Annotated in this window: 19 protein-coding genes; 16 read left to right on the top strand and 3 right to left on the bottom strand. The window is 44.1% G+C overall.

Translation table 11 applies throughout. The features are described from left to right. Nucleotide 1: 1 nt before the first annotated feature. Nucleotides 2–766 (bottom strand): glycosyltransferase family 25 protein, encoded by a 765-nt coding sequence (locus BM359_RS08615; RefSeq protein ID WP_083414772.1) that lies wholly within the window; start codon nucleotides 764–766, stop codon nucleotides 2–4. Next, a complete protein-coding gene (locus BM359_RS08610) occupies nucleotides 744–1,538 on the bottom strand; it encodes a glycosyltransferase family 2 protein (protein WP_054491145.1) in 795 nt (264 codons plus the stop codon). The genes BM359_RS08615 and BM359_RS08610 overlap by 23 nt, the downstream gene beginning before the upstream one ends. Nucleotides 1,539–1,619: 81 nt before the next feature. Between BM359_RS08610 and ung the strand changes: the two genes are divergently transcribed. Beyond that, the gene (ung, locus tag BM359_RS08605) at nucleotides 1,620–2,270 is read left to right on the top strand and encodes a uracil-DNA glycosylase (protein WP_054491144.1); all 651 of its coding nucleotides are present in this window, start codon (nucleotides 1,620–1,622) and stop codon (nucleotides 2,268–2,270) included. Between the two features lie 111 nt (nucleotides 2,271–2,381). Next, nucleotides 2,382–3,905 (top strand): Fic family protein, encoded by a 1,524-nt coding sequence (locus tag BM359_RS08600; protein ID WP_054491143.1) that lies wholly within the window; start codon nucleotides 2,382–2,384, stop codon nucleotides 3,903–3,905. Here BM359_RS08600 and BM359_RS08595 read toward each other — a convergent pair. Next, nucleotides 3,889–5,283, bottom strand: a complete 1,395-nt coding sequence (locus BM359_RS08595) for an MBL fold metallo-hydrolase RNA specificity domain-containing protein (protein WP_054491142.1) — start codon at nucleotides 5,281–5,283, stop codon at nucleotides 3,889–3,891. The two genes, BM359_RS08600 and BM359_RS08595, sit on opposite strands and share 17 nt — an antisense overlap. A gap of 131 nt (nucleotides 5,284–5,414) precedes the next feature. Here BM359_RS08595 and BM359_RS08590 point away from each other — a divergent pair, with 131 nt between their 5' ends. The 14 genes from BM359_RS08590 (at nucleotide 5,415) to BM359_RS08525 (ending at nucleotide 16,831) form a co-directional block, all read left to right on the top strand. Then, nucleotides 5,415–5,798, top strand: coding sequence for an ADP-ribosyl-(dinitrogen reductase) hydrolase (locus tag BM359_RS08590; RefSeq protein ID WP_233399172.1), 384 nt, complete (start codon nucleotides 5,415–5,417; stop codon nucleotides 5,796–5,798). 42 nt (nucleotides 5,799–5,840) lie between these two features. Next, nucleotides 5,841–6,212, top strand: coding sequence for a hypothetical protein (locus BM359_RS08585; protein WP_054491140.1), 372 nt, complete (start codon nucleotides 5,841–5,843; stop codon nucleotides 6,210–6,212). A gap of 240 nt (nucleotides 6,213–6,452) precedes the next feature. Then, nucleotides 6,453–7,439: a Wzz/FepE/Etk N-terminal domain-containing protein gene (locus BM359_RS08580; protein WP_054491139.1), complete on the top strand. Its 987-nt coding sequence runs from the start codon at nucleotides 6,453–6,455 to the stop codon at nucleotides 7,437–7,439. 64 nt (nucleotides 7,440–7,503) lie between these two features. Beyond that, on the top strand, nucleotides 7,504–8,574 hold the full coding sequence (gene rfbB, locus BM359_RS08575) for a dTDP-glucose 4,6-dehydratase (protein ID WP_054491138.1): 1,071 nt from the start codon (nucleotides 7,504–7,506) through the stop codon (nucleotides 8,572–8,574). A gap of 2 nt (nucleotides 8,575–8,576) precedes the next feature. Further along, nucleotides 8,577–9,446, top strand: a complete 870-nt coding sequence (rfbD, locus tag BM359_RS08570) for a dTDP-4-dehydrorhamnose reductase (RefSeq protein WP_054491137.1) — start codon at nucleotides 8,577–8,579, stop codon at nucleotides 9,444–9,446. After that, the gene (rfbA, locus tag BM359_RS08565; protein ID WP_054491136.1) at nucleotides 9,443–10,312 is read left to right on the top strand and encodes a glucose-1-phosphate thymidylyltransferase RfbA; all 870 of its coding nucleotides are present in this window, start codon (nucleotides 9,443–9,445) and stop codon (nucleotides 10,310–10,312) included. The genes rfbD and rfbA overlap by 4 nt, the downstream gene beginning before the upstream one ends. A gap of 9 nt (nucleotides 10,313–10,321) precedes the next feature. After that, on the top strand, nucleotides 10,322–10,882 hold the full coding sequence (gene rfbC, locus BM359_RS08560) for a dTDP-4-dehydrorhamnose 3,5-epimerase (protein ID WP_054491135.1): 561 nt from the start codon (nucleotides 10,322–10,324) through the stop codon (nucleotides 10,880–10,882). Continuing rightward, nucleotides 10,879–11,292 (top strand): sugar 3,4-ketoisomerase, encoded by a 414-nt coding sequence (locus tag BM359_RS08555; protein WP_054491134.1) that lies wholly within the window; start codon nucleotides 10,879–10,881, stop codon nucleotides 11,290–11,292. The genes rfbC and BM359_RS08555 overlap by 4 nt, the downstream gene beginning before the upstream one ends. Further along, nucleotides 11,289–11,549 carry a phosphopantetheine-binding protein gene (locus BM359_RS08550; RefSeq protein WP_054491133.1) on the top strand — a complete coding sequence of 87 codons (261 nt, stop codon included), beginning with the start codon at nucleotides 11,289–11,291 and terminating at the stop codon, nucleotides 11,547–11,549. The genes BM359_RS08555 and BM359_RS08550 overlap by 4 nt, the downstream gene beginning before the upstream one ends. 5 nt (nucleotides 11,550–11,554) lie before the next feature. Next, nucleotides 11,555–12,868, top strand: coding sequence for an ANL family adenylate-forming protein (locus tag BM359_RS08545; protein ID WP_054491132.1), 1,314 nt, complete (start codon nucleotides 11,555–11,557; stop codon nucleotides 12,866–12,868). 8 nt (nucleotides 12,869–12,876) lie between these two features. Then, entirely contained in the window at nucleotides 12,877–13,611 is a 735-nt protein-coding gene (locus tag BM359_RS08540) for an SDR family NAD(P)-dependent oxidoreductase (RefSeq protein WP_054491131.1), read from the top strand. Beyond that, nucleotides 13,611–14,363, top strand: a complete 753-nt coding sequence (locus BM359_RS08535; RefSeq protein ID WP_054491130.1) for an acyltransferase — start codon at nucleotides 13,611–13,613, stop codon at nucleotides 14,361–14,363. The genes BM359_RS08540 and BM359_RS08535 overlap by 1 nt, the downstream gene beginning before the upstream one ends. Before the next feature lie 2 nt (nucleotides 14,364–14,365). After that, nucleotides 14,366–15,466, top strand: a complete 1,101-nt coding sequence (locus tag BM359_RS08530; RefSeq protein ID WP_054491181.1) for a DegT/DnrJ/EryC1/StrS family aminotransferase — start codon at nucleotides 14,366–14,368, stop codon at nucleotides 15,464–15,466. 21 nt (nucleotides 15,467–15,487) lie between these two features. Further along, nucleotides 15,488–16,831: an oligosaccharide flippase family protein gene (locus tag BM359_RS08525; RefSeq protein WP_054491129.1), complete on the top strand. Its 1,344-nt coding sequence runs from the start codon at nucleotides 15,488–15,490 to the stop codon at nucleotides 16,829–16,831. The last annotated feature ends 3 nt before the right edge of the window (nucleotides 16,832–16,834 follow it).

Raw genomic sequence — 16,834 nt, 5'->3', positions numbered from 1 at the left:
CCTAACGGTTTTTATGATACCGGCGGTTCTGCCAAAAGAACCGCCATTGTTCCTTCAGACGAACCCAGCCGCGGCGCTTTGAGGCGTGGCGGTTGGCCACACTAAAAATATCGCTTTCATGGGTGTGGCTGTTGTCCACGGTGTAAGGCAGTAAGCCCAGCACATGAGCCCCGGTTTCCCATTGCCATTGCATATCCACATCTACCGGGCGGAAAAACGGCACCCGCGACAACAATTTCTTAGCCCCCTGACGACTTACCAGATACGCACAGGCACCCATCGGTGGTTTCTCGTAATCCACCAATTGAAACTCACCAAAGGTTTCCAGTGGCTGCGACTCCTTTGGCCTGAACGGCTGCGCCAGTTTAATTAAATCCCATTGAGCAAAACGGCTGTCAGCCAACGCCGCCAACGGCTTTTGCAACTGAGCAAACAGCGGATCCAGCACAATGTCATCTTCCAGAATAATCGCAGCGTCGTGTTCGCTTTCCAGAAAGGTTTTCCAGGCTTTGCGGTGGCTCATGTAACAGGCAATTTCGCCCATGGTCAGGTCGTAATTGTAGCGCTCGGTGTTCAACTGGTGGCTGTACACCGCGTTCACTTCGCTGTTAGAAACCGCGCGGCCATCCACCGCCGATACTCGTTCAAAGTCCAGGTTCAGTTCCGCCATGGCTTTTTTCACATCGTCAAGACGGTGGCCGGAGCGGTCTAGATTAATTAAATAAATAGGTAAACACGGCATATTAGCGCTCTGATTTTTCGACATCGTCACCGCGCTTCCGGCGGTAAGCGCGCTCGTACAATTTAGCTTCGGTCAGGAAAAAATGAAACGCGTCGATGTTGGCTTTAATAAAGCCGCGCCACCCGGCTAAAAACATGCGGCGAATAAAGTAAAACTTAATAAACATCAGCGGGAATATCAGCAGTACACGCGCCAGGCTGCAGTGCCTGCCGCGCTCTTCCCGCTGTTTTGCCTTTAGCAACGAGTATTTGTTCAGCTTGTCCATATAGCCATGAGCCGAATCATAACCGTAGTGTTTAACGTCAATAGGCAAGTGCGCCAGTGGCGGCTCTACTTCAATGTGCTCGTGTACCTTGGTAGATGTATTCCACTGAGACTTCGACTTACGGTACACCCGGCGAAAGCGATGATGCCGATGGTAAGGCAGTGAGTGCCCCATAAAAATGTCGTCGTGCGCCAGGTAAATACCATTAATATCGCCTTTTGCAATACGCTGCTGTATTTGCTCAAAAGCGCCTTCTGGCAACACTTCGTCACCGTCTAAGTTAATCACCCAGTCGTTACGGCACTGCTCTAAAGCAAAAGCCTTTTGTCTGGCGTAACCTAGCCAGTCCTGATGAATAATGCGGGCACCGTGCTTTTCGGCAATGCTGAGTGTGTCATCGGTTGAGCCCGAATCTACCAGCACAATTTCATCAGCGCCTTTTACACTGGCTAATACTTCGTCCAGGTGGCGACCTTCGTTTAACGTAATTAAATAAACACTGACTTTAGGTAACTGACTTTGCTCAGACATAGGTAACCTTGCGCATCTTTAGTTGAGAATCAGGATCATATCGTTTTATCATACAAACACAATAACAACGGAAACACCACAATGCCCTGGACTGATCTTCTAGCTGAAGAAAAACAAAAGCCTTACTTTAAAGAACTGTGGCAACGCGTCGAGCAGGCCCGCCAGCAAAGCGTGGTGTACCCACCAAAAGAAGATGTATTCAACGCACTCAAGCTGACCGAACCCGAGAACATTAAAGTGGTTATTTTAGGGCAGGACCCCTACCACGGACCGGGGCAGGCACACGGTTTAAGCTTTTCAGTGCCCGAAGGCGTTAAGTTTCCGCCGTCGCTGCGCAACATGTTTAAAGCCATAGCCATAGATTACCCCGACACGGTATTGCCACAGCATGGTGATTTAACCAGCTGGGCCGAGCAGGGTGTGTTGTTGCTGAATACGGTACTTACGGTAGAGCAGGGTAATGCGCACAGTCACGCCAGTTGGGGCTGGGAAACCTTCACCGATACCGTTATCAGCAAAGTGTCGGACGCAACCGATCATGTGGTGTTTTTGCTCTGGGGCTCGCACGCGCAGAAGAAAATACCGCTTATTGACGGCAACAAACATTGCATACTCACAGCACCACACCCGTCGCCTTTGTCCGCGCATCGCGGCTTTTTCGACGCGAACCATTTTCGTAAAGCTAACGATTATTTGCAGCAGCATGGGCGACAGCCTATTCGGTGGGCGTGACGTCAAGCTACGCATTAAATAAAAAACACTAAAAACTAGATTTTAAAAGCACCAAATACTAGAATTGAAAAAACACTAAAAACTAGATTTAAATAAAAATGGCTAGAACTCATGAATGAGTCTTCATCTAAATTAGCTCAAGCATTAACGACTCTCAAGTCTATTCAAGACAATGGGCATCAAGTTATACGCTCAAATCAGCTATCCAGAACTGAACGAGAAACTCTAATAAAATACGGGTTTCTGCGTTCTATTATGCGTGGTTGGTATGCAGCCTCGCAGCCCGATGAGAAGCCAGGAGATAGCACGCCCTGGTATACTTGCTTCTGGAGTTTTTGCGCAGAATATTTAGACAATCGTTTTGGTCAGCAATGGGCGTTATCTCCGGAGCAGTCGCTCGCGCTTCATATTGGTGACAGAACAATACCGACTCAGCTGTTGGTGAGATCGCCAAAAGCAACGAATAACAGCATAGAATTACCCCATAAGACATCGATTCTGGAAGTCCAGTTAAAGTTGCCTGAGCAAGCGCATCTGACGACATTAAATGGCTTGAGGGTCTACACACTGGCGGCGGCACTGGTGTACAGCTCACCTAAAAATTACACCCAGCATCCCATACAAATGCGTACCGCGCTATCTATGGTCTCCGATGCTTCAGATATTCTTAAGGTACTTATTGTCGGAGGGCACTCGGCAATTGCGGGTCGCCTGGCGGGCGCGTTCCGGAATATTGGTCGTGCCATTATTGCTGATAGTATTATTAATGGCATGGCAGCTAATGATTATCGAGTCAGCGAAACCGATCCGTTTACCGACAAAATCTTAATAGATTTTGGACGGCGTCAACTTTCTCCTTACTCTAATCGCATTCGCCTTATGTGGTCAGAAATGCGTAACGACGTTATTAATCTGTTCCCGGAACCGAGCTCAAAACCTGCCGATATTAATAATATTTTGGAAAAAATAGACGAACAATTTGTCAGCGATGCTTATCACTCATTATCCATTGAAGGCTACCGGGTAACGGAAGAGCTTATTGAGCTTATCCATTCTGGAAAGTGGGATCCCAACATATCGGGTGAATCGAAAAAGCATTTAGATGCAATGGCGGCAAAAGGTTACTGGAATGCTTTTCAGAAAGTTAAAGAAACAATAACATCAGTGTTAAACGGAGCTAACCCGGGCGAAGCTCTGGAAAGAGTGCACGGAGACTGGTATCTGGCACTTTTTTCGCCGAGCGTAGCTGCCGGCATTGTCAGCCAGCAAGACCTTGCTGGCTATCGCTCAGGCCCCGTTTTTATACGAAACTCGATGCATACACCGCCAGATAAAGAAGCGGTGCGAGATATGATGCCCACGCTTTTTGACTTACTTATCGAAGAAGAAAGCGTTGCCGTACGTGCTGTTTTAGGTCATTTCATCTTTGTGTTTATTCACCCTTACTTCGACGGTAACGGCCGAATAGGGCGTTTTATTATGAACCTAATGCTGGCATCCGGCGGCTACCCATGGACTGTCGTTCCTGTTGAAAAGCGTAGCGATTATATGCATGCACTGGAAGCCGCCAGCGTTAAACAAAATATAAAACCTTTTGCCGAATTCCTCGGTAGGTTGGTTAACACCTCTGATTAGTGCCGTAGCGCTCCCGAATCTTACCGGCTAACGCCGCACGTGCATCGGGCTCCCCATGAATTAACCGTATGCGCTTAACCGGTTCTTCGATGGCGTCAATAAAGTCCAGCAGCTCCTGCTGGTCGGCGTGAGCGGAATAACCGCCTAAGGTATAAATACCGGCTTTAATCCAAATGCGCTGATGGTCTAATTCTACATAGCCGCCTTTAGGGCCGTAAGTTTGAATATCACGCCCCGGTGTACCTGCCGCCTGATACCCCACAAAAAGCACATCGGTGCGCGGGTCGGGTAGTAAAGCTTTTAAATAGTTGAGCATACGCCCGCCAGTACACATACCGCTGGCAGCAATGACAATGCAGGGGTCACCACTGCTTTGCAGGTAATTCACAATGCGCTCGTGTTCGCTGTGCTCGTCCACCGTTAGCAGGCGGTCAAAATTAAGTGGGTGACGGTCTTCATCTAAGCGTTTGTGGGCGTCCTCGTCCCATAAGTCCTTCATGGCGCGGTACTGCTTAGTAAACTGCGCTGCCAGTGGGGAATCGAGAATTACCGTCATTTTATGCCAAACGGGGTTTTCCGTGCCGGTTTTCGCTTCTTCTTCACGCGCTGTATGAATAATGTCTTCCAGTTCGTATAAAAGTTCCTGGGTACGGCCAATACTAAAGGCCGGAATTAAAATGGTGCCTTTATTTTCAACACAGCGCTCAACTACCGATTTTAACCGTTGCGCACGGTCAGCGCGGGATTCATGGTTTTTGTCGCCGTAGGTACTTTCCAGCAACAGAAAGTCCGCACGCTCTAGTGGCGTAGGGTCGGGAAGCAGAGGCGTGTTTTTACAACCTAAGTCACCAGAGAACACTACGCGGTAGTGAGTATTCACATTTTCAATTTCAACATAAGAAGAGCCCAGTATATGGCCCGCCTGACGAAACCGCAGTTTAAAAGGCTCATCAGCAAACTCGGCGGGTAGCTCAAGCCATTGGTCATAAGCAACCGGGTTTAGCTGGCGCCGTAGCCGGGCAATTACCGCGTCAATAATTTCTGCATTACGGGTTAAACCAACCTTTAAGGCGTCTTCAATAACTAGCGGCAGTAACAGCGCGGTGGCTTTGGTGCAATAAATGGGGCCGTTGAAGCCCGCAATAAGCAACCAGGGTATGCGACCAACGTGGTCAATGTGGCAATGGGTTACAACCAATGCCTGCACCTTGCTGATATCAAAGTCTATTTCCTGAGTGCTGGCGTCGGCACCCGAGCCAGATGTTTCTGCTCCCTGAAACAAGCCGCAGTCAATAAGTAGCGAGTGGTCACTGTCTAACAAAAGCTCGTGGCAAGAGCCGGTAACCCCTTCAAAAGCGCCGTGGTGAATGACGTCCATGTTTTTGGTTCCTTGTGTTGCTATTTTCTATGCCTGACATTCATGTCAGGTGAGGTATTGCTCCAGATATAAACGCCAGGCTAAAAATTGAGATTACACAAACCTTATGAAAACCGCCATAGGACAAAAGGGTGATAAAAACTGGATTTGAATATTCAAGTATTTGTAACTATGCTCCGATATACGTATACTGTGTATATACAATTGTATTGCAGCCTTTTAAGGGAGGAATTGTGCTGGAAATAACTGATAAAATTAGGGAAAAGCTTAAAAATAAACATAATGTCTCAGAAAATATGGTTAGAGAAGCATTTGCCAACAGGCAAGGTTGTTTCTTAAAGGATCAAAGAGAAAAACATGGAACAATTCCACCTACACATTGGTTTGTGTCTGAAACAGATAACGGGATAAAGCTAAAGGTTTGCTTCATTCATCTTGATGGAGTTTTTTATATAAAGACTGCCTATAGGGCTAATCTGTCAGAACAAAGAATATATGAAAAATACGGGAGCTAGCATGGCAGCTAGCGTGTTTTCCTGAATGAATTGGAGAGTAGTATGAAAAAAGAAGATATCAAAAAAGCAATTGAACAAGATGAAAAATGGGATAGCGGTGAGCTAGGTCAAGAAGAAAGTTATGTAGAACGTGTGGAGTTTGACCAAGCAATTGAAGAGGCTATAAATCAGTCAGCGCGTCTGCGTCCTATATCTATCCGCATGGAAGAAGAGTTGATAACTGATTTAAAAACGATTGCCGAACATCATAACCTAGGCTATCAACCGTTAATTCGGCAGCTTCTAAAACGGTTTGTTGTGTCTGAAAAGAAAATTCTAAAACAACGAGCGCAGGCAATGGAAATAAAAGGACCGGAAGATAAAAGGATTGAAGATAATGATGAGTTTGCTGATCAGGTAGCAAAAGAAGCTTAAGCAATACCCATCCACGGCCTGATATAAATATTGGGCCGTGCACTAGCCTCACCTACTGAACCAACCGCTCAAAATATCGTCAAAACTTTGCAATAAAGCCTTTGTAGGACAAGGGCTGCATGCGGTATCATACGCGCTTGATCTAAATTTAGTGACACAAAAACTAACAACAAAATAACAGAGCTATCGGTCTATGGGAGCCGCACACCCATGGGCGGTAGCGTGCCTTAAGGCCTAAAGATGAATAAAGACACTCCTAAAGCACCGTTAACTCCCCCTAATTACGAACCACAACGCCATCCGGATTATCAGGAAGACGAAATAGATCTCCGCGAGCTGTTTGGCATTATCTGGCAGGGTAAGTGGTGGATTATTGCCATTACTTTTGTGTTCGCCGTGGGCTCGGTTATTTATTCATTAAGCCTGCCGAATATCTATAAGTCAGAGGCAACTTTGGCACCGACCGAAGAAGCCAGTGGTGGCGGACTCTCACAAATGGCCGGCCAATTAGGTGGCCTGGCGAGCTTGGCAGGTGTTAACATAGGCTCGCAAGGTACTGATAAAACCACCATCGCGTTAGAAATTCTTAAGTCCCGTTCTTTTATCAAAGGCTTTGTCGAAAAGTATGACATTCTGCCTGAGCTTATGGCTGTGGAAGAATGGAATCGGGGAAATGGTATTGTCTTTAACAATGAGGTTTATAACCCAGAAACAAAAGAGTGGGTGCGAGAAGTAGAACCGCATAAGCAGCCAGCGCCATCTAGCTGGGAATACGTCAAAGTGTTCAGAGAACAAGTGCTGGAAGTCAGTAAAGACGAAGCGACAGGCTTAGTAACTATAGCGGTGAACCATCAGTCACCGGAAATTGCCGAGCAATGGGTAGTGTGGCTTATTGAAGAAATTAATAACCACATGCGTGAAAGAGACATTCAGGAAGCGCAGCGAAGCCTCGAGTATTTAGATAAAGAACTGCAAAGCACTTCATTAAGTGACATGCAGCAAGTGTTTTATCAGCTGATAGAAAAGCAAACACAAACCATTATGCTGGCGAATGTGCGGCCTGAATATATTTTCCAAACCTTAGACCCAGCTGTGGTGCCAGAGCAAAAAGCCAAACCATCGCGCGCTTTAATATGCATTATTGGTACATTCCTTGGTGGCTTTTTAAGCATCGGCTTTGTTTTAGTCAGAAACATATTTAGAAAAGAAAAAGAAGATGTAGCCTGACGTTACACGTCAGGTACGATAGTTAATACATCAACTCAATTTTAATAATGAATAAAAGAAATTTATGAAAATACTAGTTACAGGCGGTGCAGGCTTTATAGGCTCAGCCGTTATACGTCATTTAATAAATGACACGAGTCATAGTGTTGTTAATGTCGATAAGTTAACCTACGCAGGCAACTTAGAAAGCTTGGTATCAGTCACTGATAGTGGCAGATACGCATTCGAGAAAGTTGATATTTGCGACGCAAACGAAGTCAAACGTGTATTCGAACAGCACCAGCCTGATGTAGTCATGCACTTAGCGGCAGAGTCTCACGTGGACCGCTCCATTGATGGCCCCGGTGAATTCATGCAAACCAACATTATTGGTACGTATACTCTGTTAGAGCAGGCAAGATCTTACTGGCAAAACTTGCCAGAGAATCAAAAGGCTAACTTCAAGTTTCATCATATATCGACTGATGAAGTTTACGGTGACTTACCTCATCCAGATACTCATGACGGTGAACTACCACTGTTCACCGAAACCACGGCCTATAAGCCCAGCTCACCATACAGCGCTTCAAAAGCCAGCAGTGATCATATAGTCAGAGCTTGGCACCGAACCTACGGCTTACCAACCGTTATTACCAATTGCTCTAACAATTACGGCCCGTATCATTTTCCTGAAAAACTTATTCCATTAATGATTTTAAATGCCTTAGACGGTAAGCCCTTACCGGTTTATGGCAAAGGCAACCAAATACGAGATTGGCTGTATGTGGAGGACCACGCTCGAGCATTAGTCAAAGTGGCAGCAGAAGGCCAAGTCGGGGAAACCTACAACATTGGTGGGCATAACGAAAAGCAAAACATTGAAGTGGTCGCCACTATTTGCAACATACTTGATGAGTTAGTCCCCAATAGCCGTTCATATAAAGAGTTAATAACGTATGTCGAAGACCGCCCCGGGCATGACATGCGCTACGCCATTGACTCCACCAAAATTAAAAACGATTTAGGCTGGGTGCCCGAAGAAACCTTTGAGTCGGGTATTCGTAAAACCGTGCAATGGTATTTAGACAATCAAGAGTGGTGTCAGCGAGTGCAGGACGGCAGTTATCAGCGAGAACGGTTAGGGGCGAGTTCTTAATAATGAAAATTTTATTGCTTGGTAAATCAGGCCAAGTCGGATTTGAGTTAAAAAGATCATTGTCTCTGCTTGGAGACATAGTGGCGCCAAACCGACACGAGCTAGATTTGGAAAAACTGGATGCTGTGAATGATTTTGTCAATAAAACAAAACCTGACGTCATAGTGAATGCCGCTGCATGGACAGATGTAGATGGCGCAGAGACTAATAAAAACTTGACGCTTAGGTTAAATACTGTACTTCCCGCTTTATTGGCGACTTACGCTAAAGAAAATCAATGCAAGCTAGTCCATTACAGTAGTGATTATGTTTACCCTGGTACAGGAACTCAAGCGTGGTCAGAAGAAAGCAAAACAAGCCCGATAAACTATTACGGTGTAACCAAGCTGGAAAGTGATCAAGCAATAGAGAATAGTGGTTCGGACTATCTGATATTTAGAACAAGTTGGGTTTATAGTGCGCGGCGAAATAACTTTATGAAAACAATGCTGCGTTTAGCTGAGTCTAAACGTGAGCTTAGTATTATTGATGACCAAATCGGCTCACCAACAACAGCAAGGCTTATAGCACAGACAACGGTACTTGCATTGCACAGTAACCTAAAAACCGGTGTTTATAACCTCGCCGCAAAAGGTCATGTCAGTTGGCACCAATTTGCAGAAAGCATATTTACTAAAGCGAAGTTGTTTGATTTTGACTCAGTTTTGGAAAAGATTAACGCTATTCCCACTAGAGAGTATCCAACGCCTGCTAAGCGCCCGTTAAACTCAAGAATGAATGTTTCAAAGCTAGAAAGTGCCCTCAATATAACTATTCCCAGTTGGGAAGATGAGTTAGCCGATACGTTAGAAGAATATTTGGAGAAAAAATGAAAGGTATTGTCTTAGCCGGAGGTTCCGGTACGCGTTTATACCCAATAACTCGTGGTATTTCAAAACAACTACTACCAGTTTACGACAAGCCAATGATCTACTACCCATTATCAGTATTGATGCTGGCAGGGATTAAAGACATTCTTCTCATTACAACACCTGAAGACCAAGATGGTTTCAAACGCCTTTTAGGCGATGGCAGTCAGTGGGGCGTTAACCTGGAATATGCAGTGCAACCAAGTCCAGATGGCTTAGCCCAAGCGTTTATTATTGGTGAAGAATTTATCGGTAATGACAGTGTTTGCTTAGTACTCGGCGACAATATTTATTACGGTCAGGGTTTGAGCAAGCTACTACAAAGTGCCGCTCAACGCGATAACGGGGCTACAGTATTTGGTTACCAAGTAACGGACCCTGAACGTTTTGGTGTTGTTGAATTCGATGACACTCAACGAGCTATTTCTATTGAGGAAAAACCACAAAATCCTAAGTCTGATTTTGCTGTTACTGGCCTCTATTTTTATGATAACGATGTCATAGAAATAGCAAAGAACGTTCAACCTTCTGACAGAGGTGAACTAGAAATAACTAGTATTAACCAAGCCTACTTGGAGCGTGGCGACTTAAATGTTGAATTGCTCGGTCGAGGTTATGCATGGCTCGACACAGGTACCTTTGACTCACTGCATGAAGCATCGAGCTTTATAGAAACGCTCGAAAAACGACAAGGCTTGAAAATAGCGTGCCTAGAAGAAATCGCTTATCGTATGGGCTTTATAGAAAAAGATAAGCTACTTGAAGAAGCTGAGAATCTAAAAAAGAACAGCTATGGTGCTTACCTTAAAAAGCTTGCCACGAAAAAATAGGCGAACCTAATGAAAGTTATTGAAACAAAAATTCCAGATGTAAAAATCTTAGAACCTAAGGTTTTTGGTGATGAGCGTGGCTTTTTTATGGAAACGTGGAACGAAAAAGCGTTTCGTGAAGCCGGAATTGATACTCAATTTGTTCAAGATAATCATAGCCGCTCCGTTAAAAATACACTTCGAGGCTTGCACTACCAAATTAAGCAACCACAAGGAAAGTTGGTTCGCGTGACTCGTGGCGAAGTATTTGATGTCGCCGTTGACCTTCGTCAAAACTCGCCAACCTTCGGCCAATGGGTTGGCGAATATTTATCAGAAAAAAATAATCGAATGCTGTGGGTACCACCAGGTTTTGCACATGGCTTTTTAGTGGTAAGCGATACTGCCGATTTTCAGTACAAATGCACAGATTTTTATGCTCCAGAGTATGAACGCTCAATCCATTGGGCAGATAATTCGCTGAAGGTAACGTGGCCGCTAGATAGAGAAACATCACCTATTGTTTCAGATAAAGATGGCCTAGCGGTACTTTTCTCAGATGCAGAAAAGTACGAAGGTGACGCCTTATGAGTTTAGTGAAATGGATTAATTTTCAGAGTCTTGGAGATGATCGAGGTAGTTTGGTCGCTGTTGAAGTTGGTATGGATAAGGCCGTTCCTTTTGATATTAAGCGAGTTTACTACATCTACCATACAGAGAAGAAAGTCAGCAGGGGATACCACGCTCACAAAAAATTAAAACAAGTAGCGATATGTGTCGCCGGAAAATGTCGCATGGTTCTGGATGATGGAAAAAAACGTGAAGAGGTATGGTTAGATTCTCCTACTAGAGGTCTAGTTATAGAAGATATGACTTGGCGAGAGATGCATGACTTTAGTGATGATTGTGTGCTTCTGGTCCTGGCAAGCGAACACTATGATGAGTCAGATTATATTCGAGATTATGAAGAGTTTAAAAAATTAAATGGGAATAAATTATGAGCGATGTACGAGAAGTTATTATTGATTCAATTCATAGGGTCGCTGAGCAAAATGATTTAGAAATATCGAACGAATTAACAGATGAAAGTATACTCCTTCAAAGTGGCTTAGACTCTTTAGGTTTTGCTATTCTAGTGGCTGACTTAGAAGACAACTTAGGTATTGACCCATTTGTAATGATGGATGAACCAGTATATCCGACCACTCTTGGGGAGTTTGTTGCAATATACGAGAAGTTTACAAAACAAGAGGGTTAGGCTTGATGTTACAGCAACAAGTCAATGGTAGCTTCCCGCTAGTAACCGATATAAAACAGCCTGAAATAGATAATGAGGCTTGGACTCAGGCGTTTAAAGGAAAGCGTTTGGGGTTGCATTGTCATCCAGCAAGTTTAGTGAGAGCGGCTATTCAGCTTGATGGGATAGCCGAATCAGTTTTATTGGTTCCATTCGATGCTTGTGAGAACTTTATAAAAAATGCCGAAAAAAAACTGGAGCTAGATTTCATACTGACTGATGGATTAGTTGATACCAGTTATTGGACTACAGCTGTTCTCCACTTCGAAAAAGTAACAAGCGTGGCTAAGAATAATAGCCAATTAGTTGAAGCAAAGACTAATTGGTTATTAGCAACTTCAGGTACAACGGGAACGCCTAAAATAGTGGCGCATACAATTGAGTCTTTAACTCGAACGACGGCCAAAGGGCGCAGGTACGAGGACATTTATTGGGGGCTCCTGTACGATCCTGCTCGATTCGCTGGCTTGCAAGTAGTATTGCAAGCCATATTTGCAAAAGCACGCTTGATTATTCCATCCCCCGAATTAGATTTTGAGAAAAAAATCGAGTATCTGGCAGAACATGGAACGAGTGCTTTATCGGCAACTCCCTCTTTGTGGCGTAAAATACTAATGTCGAGCTCGTCAAATCGGCTGGACTTAAAACAAATTACGTTGGGTGGAGAAATCGCAGATCAACGCATTCTAAATTCGCTTGTTCAGCGTTTTCCTGGTTCTTCAATTACTCATATTTTTGCTTCAACAGAGGCGGGTGTAGGGTTTTCAGTTACAGATAAGAAAGCAGGTTTTCCGTCTTCTTGGCTGCAATCCGGAATACGCAATGTTGAAATGAGAGTTTCGGATGATGGAACACTTTGCCTTAAAAACACGCATTTGAATCAAAAGTATTTAGGTGATGGCGCACCTATAGTAGATGATAATGGTTGGATTGATACCGGCGACCTAGTTGAAATTGAGAATGACAGAGTTTTTTTTAAAGGTCGACTGAACGGAGCCATTAACATAGGCGGTAATAAAGTTATTCCAGAGGATGTTGAAGCTGTAATTCAGGAAGTGCTGGGGGTTTCCCAAGTTGCTGTAAGGGCAAAGTTCAGTTCTATAGCCGGCTCTTTAGTTGAGGCGTTAGTGGTTGTTGAACCAGACTATTCAGAGCCACAAAGCTTAAAGAAGAAAGTGAAAGAGCATTGTAGCAAAGTACTTCCCTCATTTAAGGTTCCCGCGTTTGTGAAGTTGGTAGATGAGTTACCGGTCGGGTCAACTGGAAAAATTAGAAGGTAGAATTTGTTATGGAAAGCAATAAGCCAAAAGTAGCGTTAGTTACTGGGGGAAATCGAGGTCTTGGACTTGCTATTGTAAAGTCTCTTATAGACGATGATTATTCTGTTGTCGCAGCAGCTAGATCAAATACTCCTGAACTAGAAGAACTGATAGCGAATAGTGACAAAGTGTTTTTTGAGCCTTTGGACTTAAGTAAGAGACAAGAAATTCACGGGTGGTCAAAACGTTTCGTAGAAAAATACGGTGCGCCCTATGCTCTTATAAATAATGCAGCAATTGCTCACGACGGTGTTCTGGGAACGATGCATGAATCCCAAATAGAAGATGTCATTTCAATCAATGTCACCGGGACATTGATTCTGACAAAATATATTTCTAGAGCAATGCTACGTAACCGATTAGGCCGAATAGTTAATATCTCTTCTATTATCGCGTCTACAGGATTTAATGGACTATCTGTCTATGCCGCAAGTAAAGCTGCTTTAAATGGATTTACCAAAAGCCTAGCTCGAGAGCTAGGGAAAATTAATATAACTGTTAATGCTGTTGCACCAGGCTATATGGAAACGAGCATGTCTGAAGGGATAAACGATACACAACTTGATCAGATACGTAGACGTTCGGCATTGAAGAGACTTGCCGAAACATCTGAGGTTGCGTCTACAGTTAAATATTTATTATCAAAAGAAGCGGCGGCTATTACAGGCTCAATTTTGACAGTTGATGCGGGAAATACTGCCTGATGATACATCCAACCGCTTTAATATCTTCATCAGCTCAAATTGATGAAGGTGTGGAAATTGGTCCTTATTCGATAGTTCATGAAAATGTCCATATTAAGCGAGATACTAAAATTGGTGCATTTTGTGAAATTGGTCTTCAAACGCAGCTCGCTAAAAATGCTCTTTTAGTTGTTGGAGCTAACTCTGTTATTAGAAGTCATGCTGTCATATATTCAGGCTCAGAAATTGGAACTGGCTTGCAAACTGGCCATCACGTATGTATTCGCGAAAACTCTTTGATCTCTGAAGGTGTTCAATTAGGTTCAAGAACTGATGTTCAAGGCGACTGTAGCATAGGTGCATATACCAAGCTTCATGCTGATGTTCATGTTGGAAAGAAATCAAAAATTGGCTCTTTTGTTTGGTTATTCCCCGAGGTGCTTTTAACGAATGACCCAATGCCACCAAGTGAAATTCTAGAAGGGCCAACTATAGAGGACTACTGCGTAGTAGCTTCAAAGTCATTATTATTCCCAGGAGTGACGCTTTCAGCAAACTCAGTTATAGGTGCAGGCTCTGTTGTAAAAAATGATATTCAGGAATGGAAATTAGCAGTTGGAAACCCTGCTAAGTCCATTTGTGATGTCCGGGTTTTGCGAATGCCTGATAATCCAAAGGAAAAAGCTTATCCTTGGATAACTAGGTTTCAACGAGGTTATCCTGAAGAAGTTATTAAAGAATGGATGACGCAAGGATTAACGAAGGTAAAATAAAATTGATTAACTTTTTAGATTTAAAGGCGGTAAATAGTGAATATCGTGATGAGCTTGTAGCTGCTGCCACGAGAGTAATCGACTCGGGTTGGTATATTCACGGCTCCGAAGTTAAAGCCTTCGAAGAAGAGTTTGCTAACTACTGCGGCAGTGAGCACTGCATAGGCGTCGCCAACGGCCTCGATGCACTAACACTCACCCTCCGGGCCTGGAAAGAAATGGGTAAACTCAAGGATGGCGATGAAGTCATCGTGCCTGCCAATACCTATATAGCAAGTATATTGGCTATTACCGAGAACCAATTAAAGCCAGTGCTTATTGAGCCGAACGAGCTCACTTTTAACCTATGCCCTGAAAAGACTGAGGCAGCTATTACACCAAAAACTAAAGCCATTGTTGCTGTTCATCTCTATGGACAGATATCTCCAATGCCAGAGCTCATGGAATTGGCGGATAGGTACGGTTTGTTGGTACTGGAAGACGCTGCTCAAGCGCACGGAGCTAGCATAGCAGGTCGCAAAGCTGGTAGTTGGGGTCATGCGGCCGGATTCAGCTTCTACCCTGGCAAAAACCTAGGCGCATTGGGAGATGCTGGCGCCGTAACCACCGATGACGAAGAACTGGCCAAAACGATCCGGGCATTGGGTAACTACGGCAGCCATAAGAAATACGAGAATCTTTATCAGGGTGTGAACAGTAGGCTGGATGAAATACAGGCTGCTATGCTCAGGGTAAAACTGCGCCATTTGGACAAGGAGATAGAAAGCCGCCGGGAAGTAGCGGAATATTACCTAACGCATATTGACAATCCTGGTATCCAGTTACCATCAGTGGATAGTCGTGAAAGGCATGTTTGGCATTTGTTTGTTGTGCGTTCTGCCAAACGGGACCAGTTACAAAAGTATTTAATGGAACAAGGTGTCCAGACATTGATTCATTACCCAGTGCCACCGCATCAGCAGAAGGCTTATCATGCCTGGCAATCTCAGCATCATCCTTTGACTGAGAGCATTCATCAAACAGTACTCAGCTTGCCTATGGGACCAACGTTACTCGCCCATGAATATAATAAGATCACTATGTTATGTAATGACTGGAAATGAATCAGTCGGGTCGTGTTAAATATGCATAAAATTTTGGGAGAATATTCCTCAGAACTTCTCCGCGGTGTCGCAAGTGTAGCCGGTCTGAGAATTCTTGGGGTCTTGATCGGTTATGCATTTGTATTGATGGTTGCTCGTGTATTTGGGGCTACAGCGTTGGGTCAATATCAACTGACTATTCAGATTATTGGAACCTGTGGCTTGCTCTCTGCTTTGGGCTTTAATCAACTCATACTGAAATACGCTTCGCGGCTGAAAACGTCTGAAGAAGGCTGGAGAGCTTTGCATAAGCTTTGCAAGCAGTGGGTTAGCCTAGCTATTGCGGCGGCTCTAGCAAGCTCAATTGTTTTGGTTGTTTTTGCTGAGGATATTGCGTTGCAATTTTTTGGTGGGCCAGAAGCGACGCAATACATTCTTCTAGCCAGTATCCTTGTGCCATTTCAAGTGTTAACGAACCTTGCTTGTGAGCTTTTTCGCGGCATTGGATTGATTTCACTGAGTGAGTACCTGCGAAGTATTCACGTTAGAGTTATCAATTTTTTGGTCTTAGGCTTATTGATAGTTATTTTCGGAAAAGATGTCGATTTTGTATTCCGGTCTTTTATTGTTGCGACTCTCTCGGGATTCGTGCTTGTCTCCTTTTTTGTATTGAAAAAGTTTCAAGAAAAATATAGTGGTGGTGAAGAAACCTCCTCATCATTCGTGGAAATGTTGAACTTGAAACAAAGTCTTGGTCAGTCATTGCCTATGTATCAATCTGCATTGCTGATTTATGCGTCTACCCAGGCACTGATATATATACTCGCTTACTTCGAGAGTCCTGCGGAAGTTGCGAAATACAACGTTTCATTGCAAATAGCGAACCTAGCAAACTTTATTTTTGCGTCGGTGGTCACTGTTTCTGCCCCCATGTATTCGCGGGACTTCTCTGAAAATCGAGCCAAGCTTGAAGCGTCAATAAAAGAGAGCTCGAAGATGATTTTTTGGGCGAGTGGCTCAGCATCCCTGGCCATTGCATTTCTGAGCTACCCCTTACTGCTAATTTTTGGTCCCGAATTTGTAACTGCTTGGCCAGTATTAGTAATACTGGCTGCGGCCAACTTTGTGAATGCATCCACTGGAGCCTCGGGCAATCTTCTGGACATGACGGGGGGGCATAAAGTCAGAAAAAATATTCTTTTTGTTAATGCTGTACTAACTATTGTGATCTCCTTTCTCGCGATCCGACAATTTGGCGTCTTTGGTGTTGCCATCGGTTACTTCTTCAATATGTGTTTCGGTAATTTTATCGGCGTTTATGTTGTCTACCGAAAGCTCGGCATAAACATGATTTACCTTCCTTGGAAACGTAAAGTTTCTGCTTAATGG

The organism is Idiomarina abyssalis (genome assembly GCF_900116625.1).
Taxonomy (GTDB): Bacteria; Pseudomonadota; Gammaproteobacteria; order Enterobacterales; family Alteromonadaceae; genus Idiomarina; species Idiomarina abyssalis.
The sequence above is the reverse complement of the archived record's forward strand: the minus strand, read 5'-3'. Positions and strand labels throughout refer to the sequence as shown.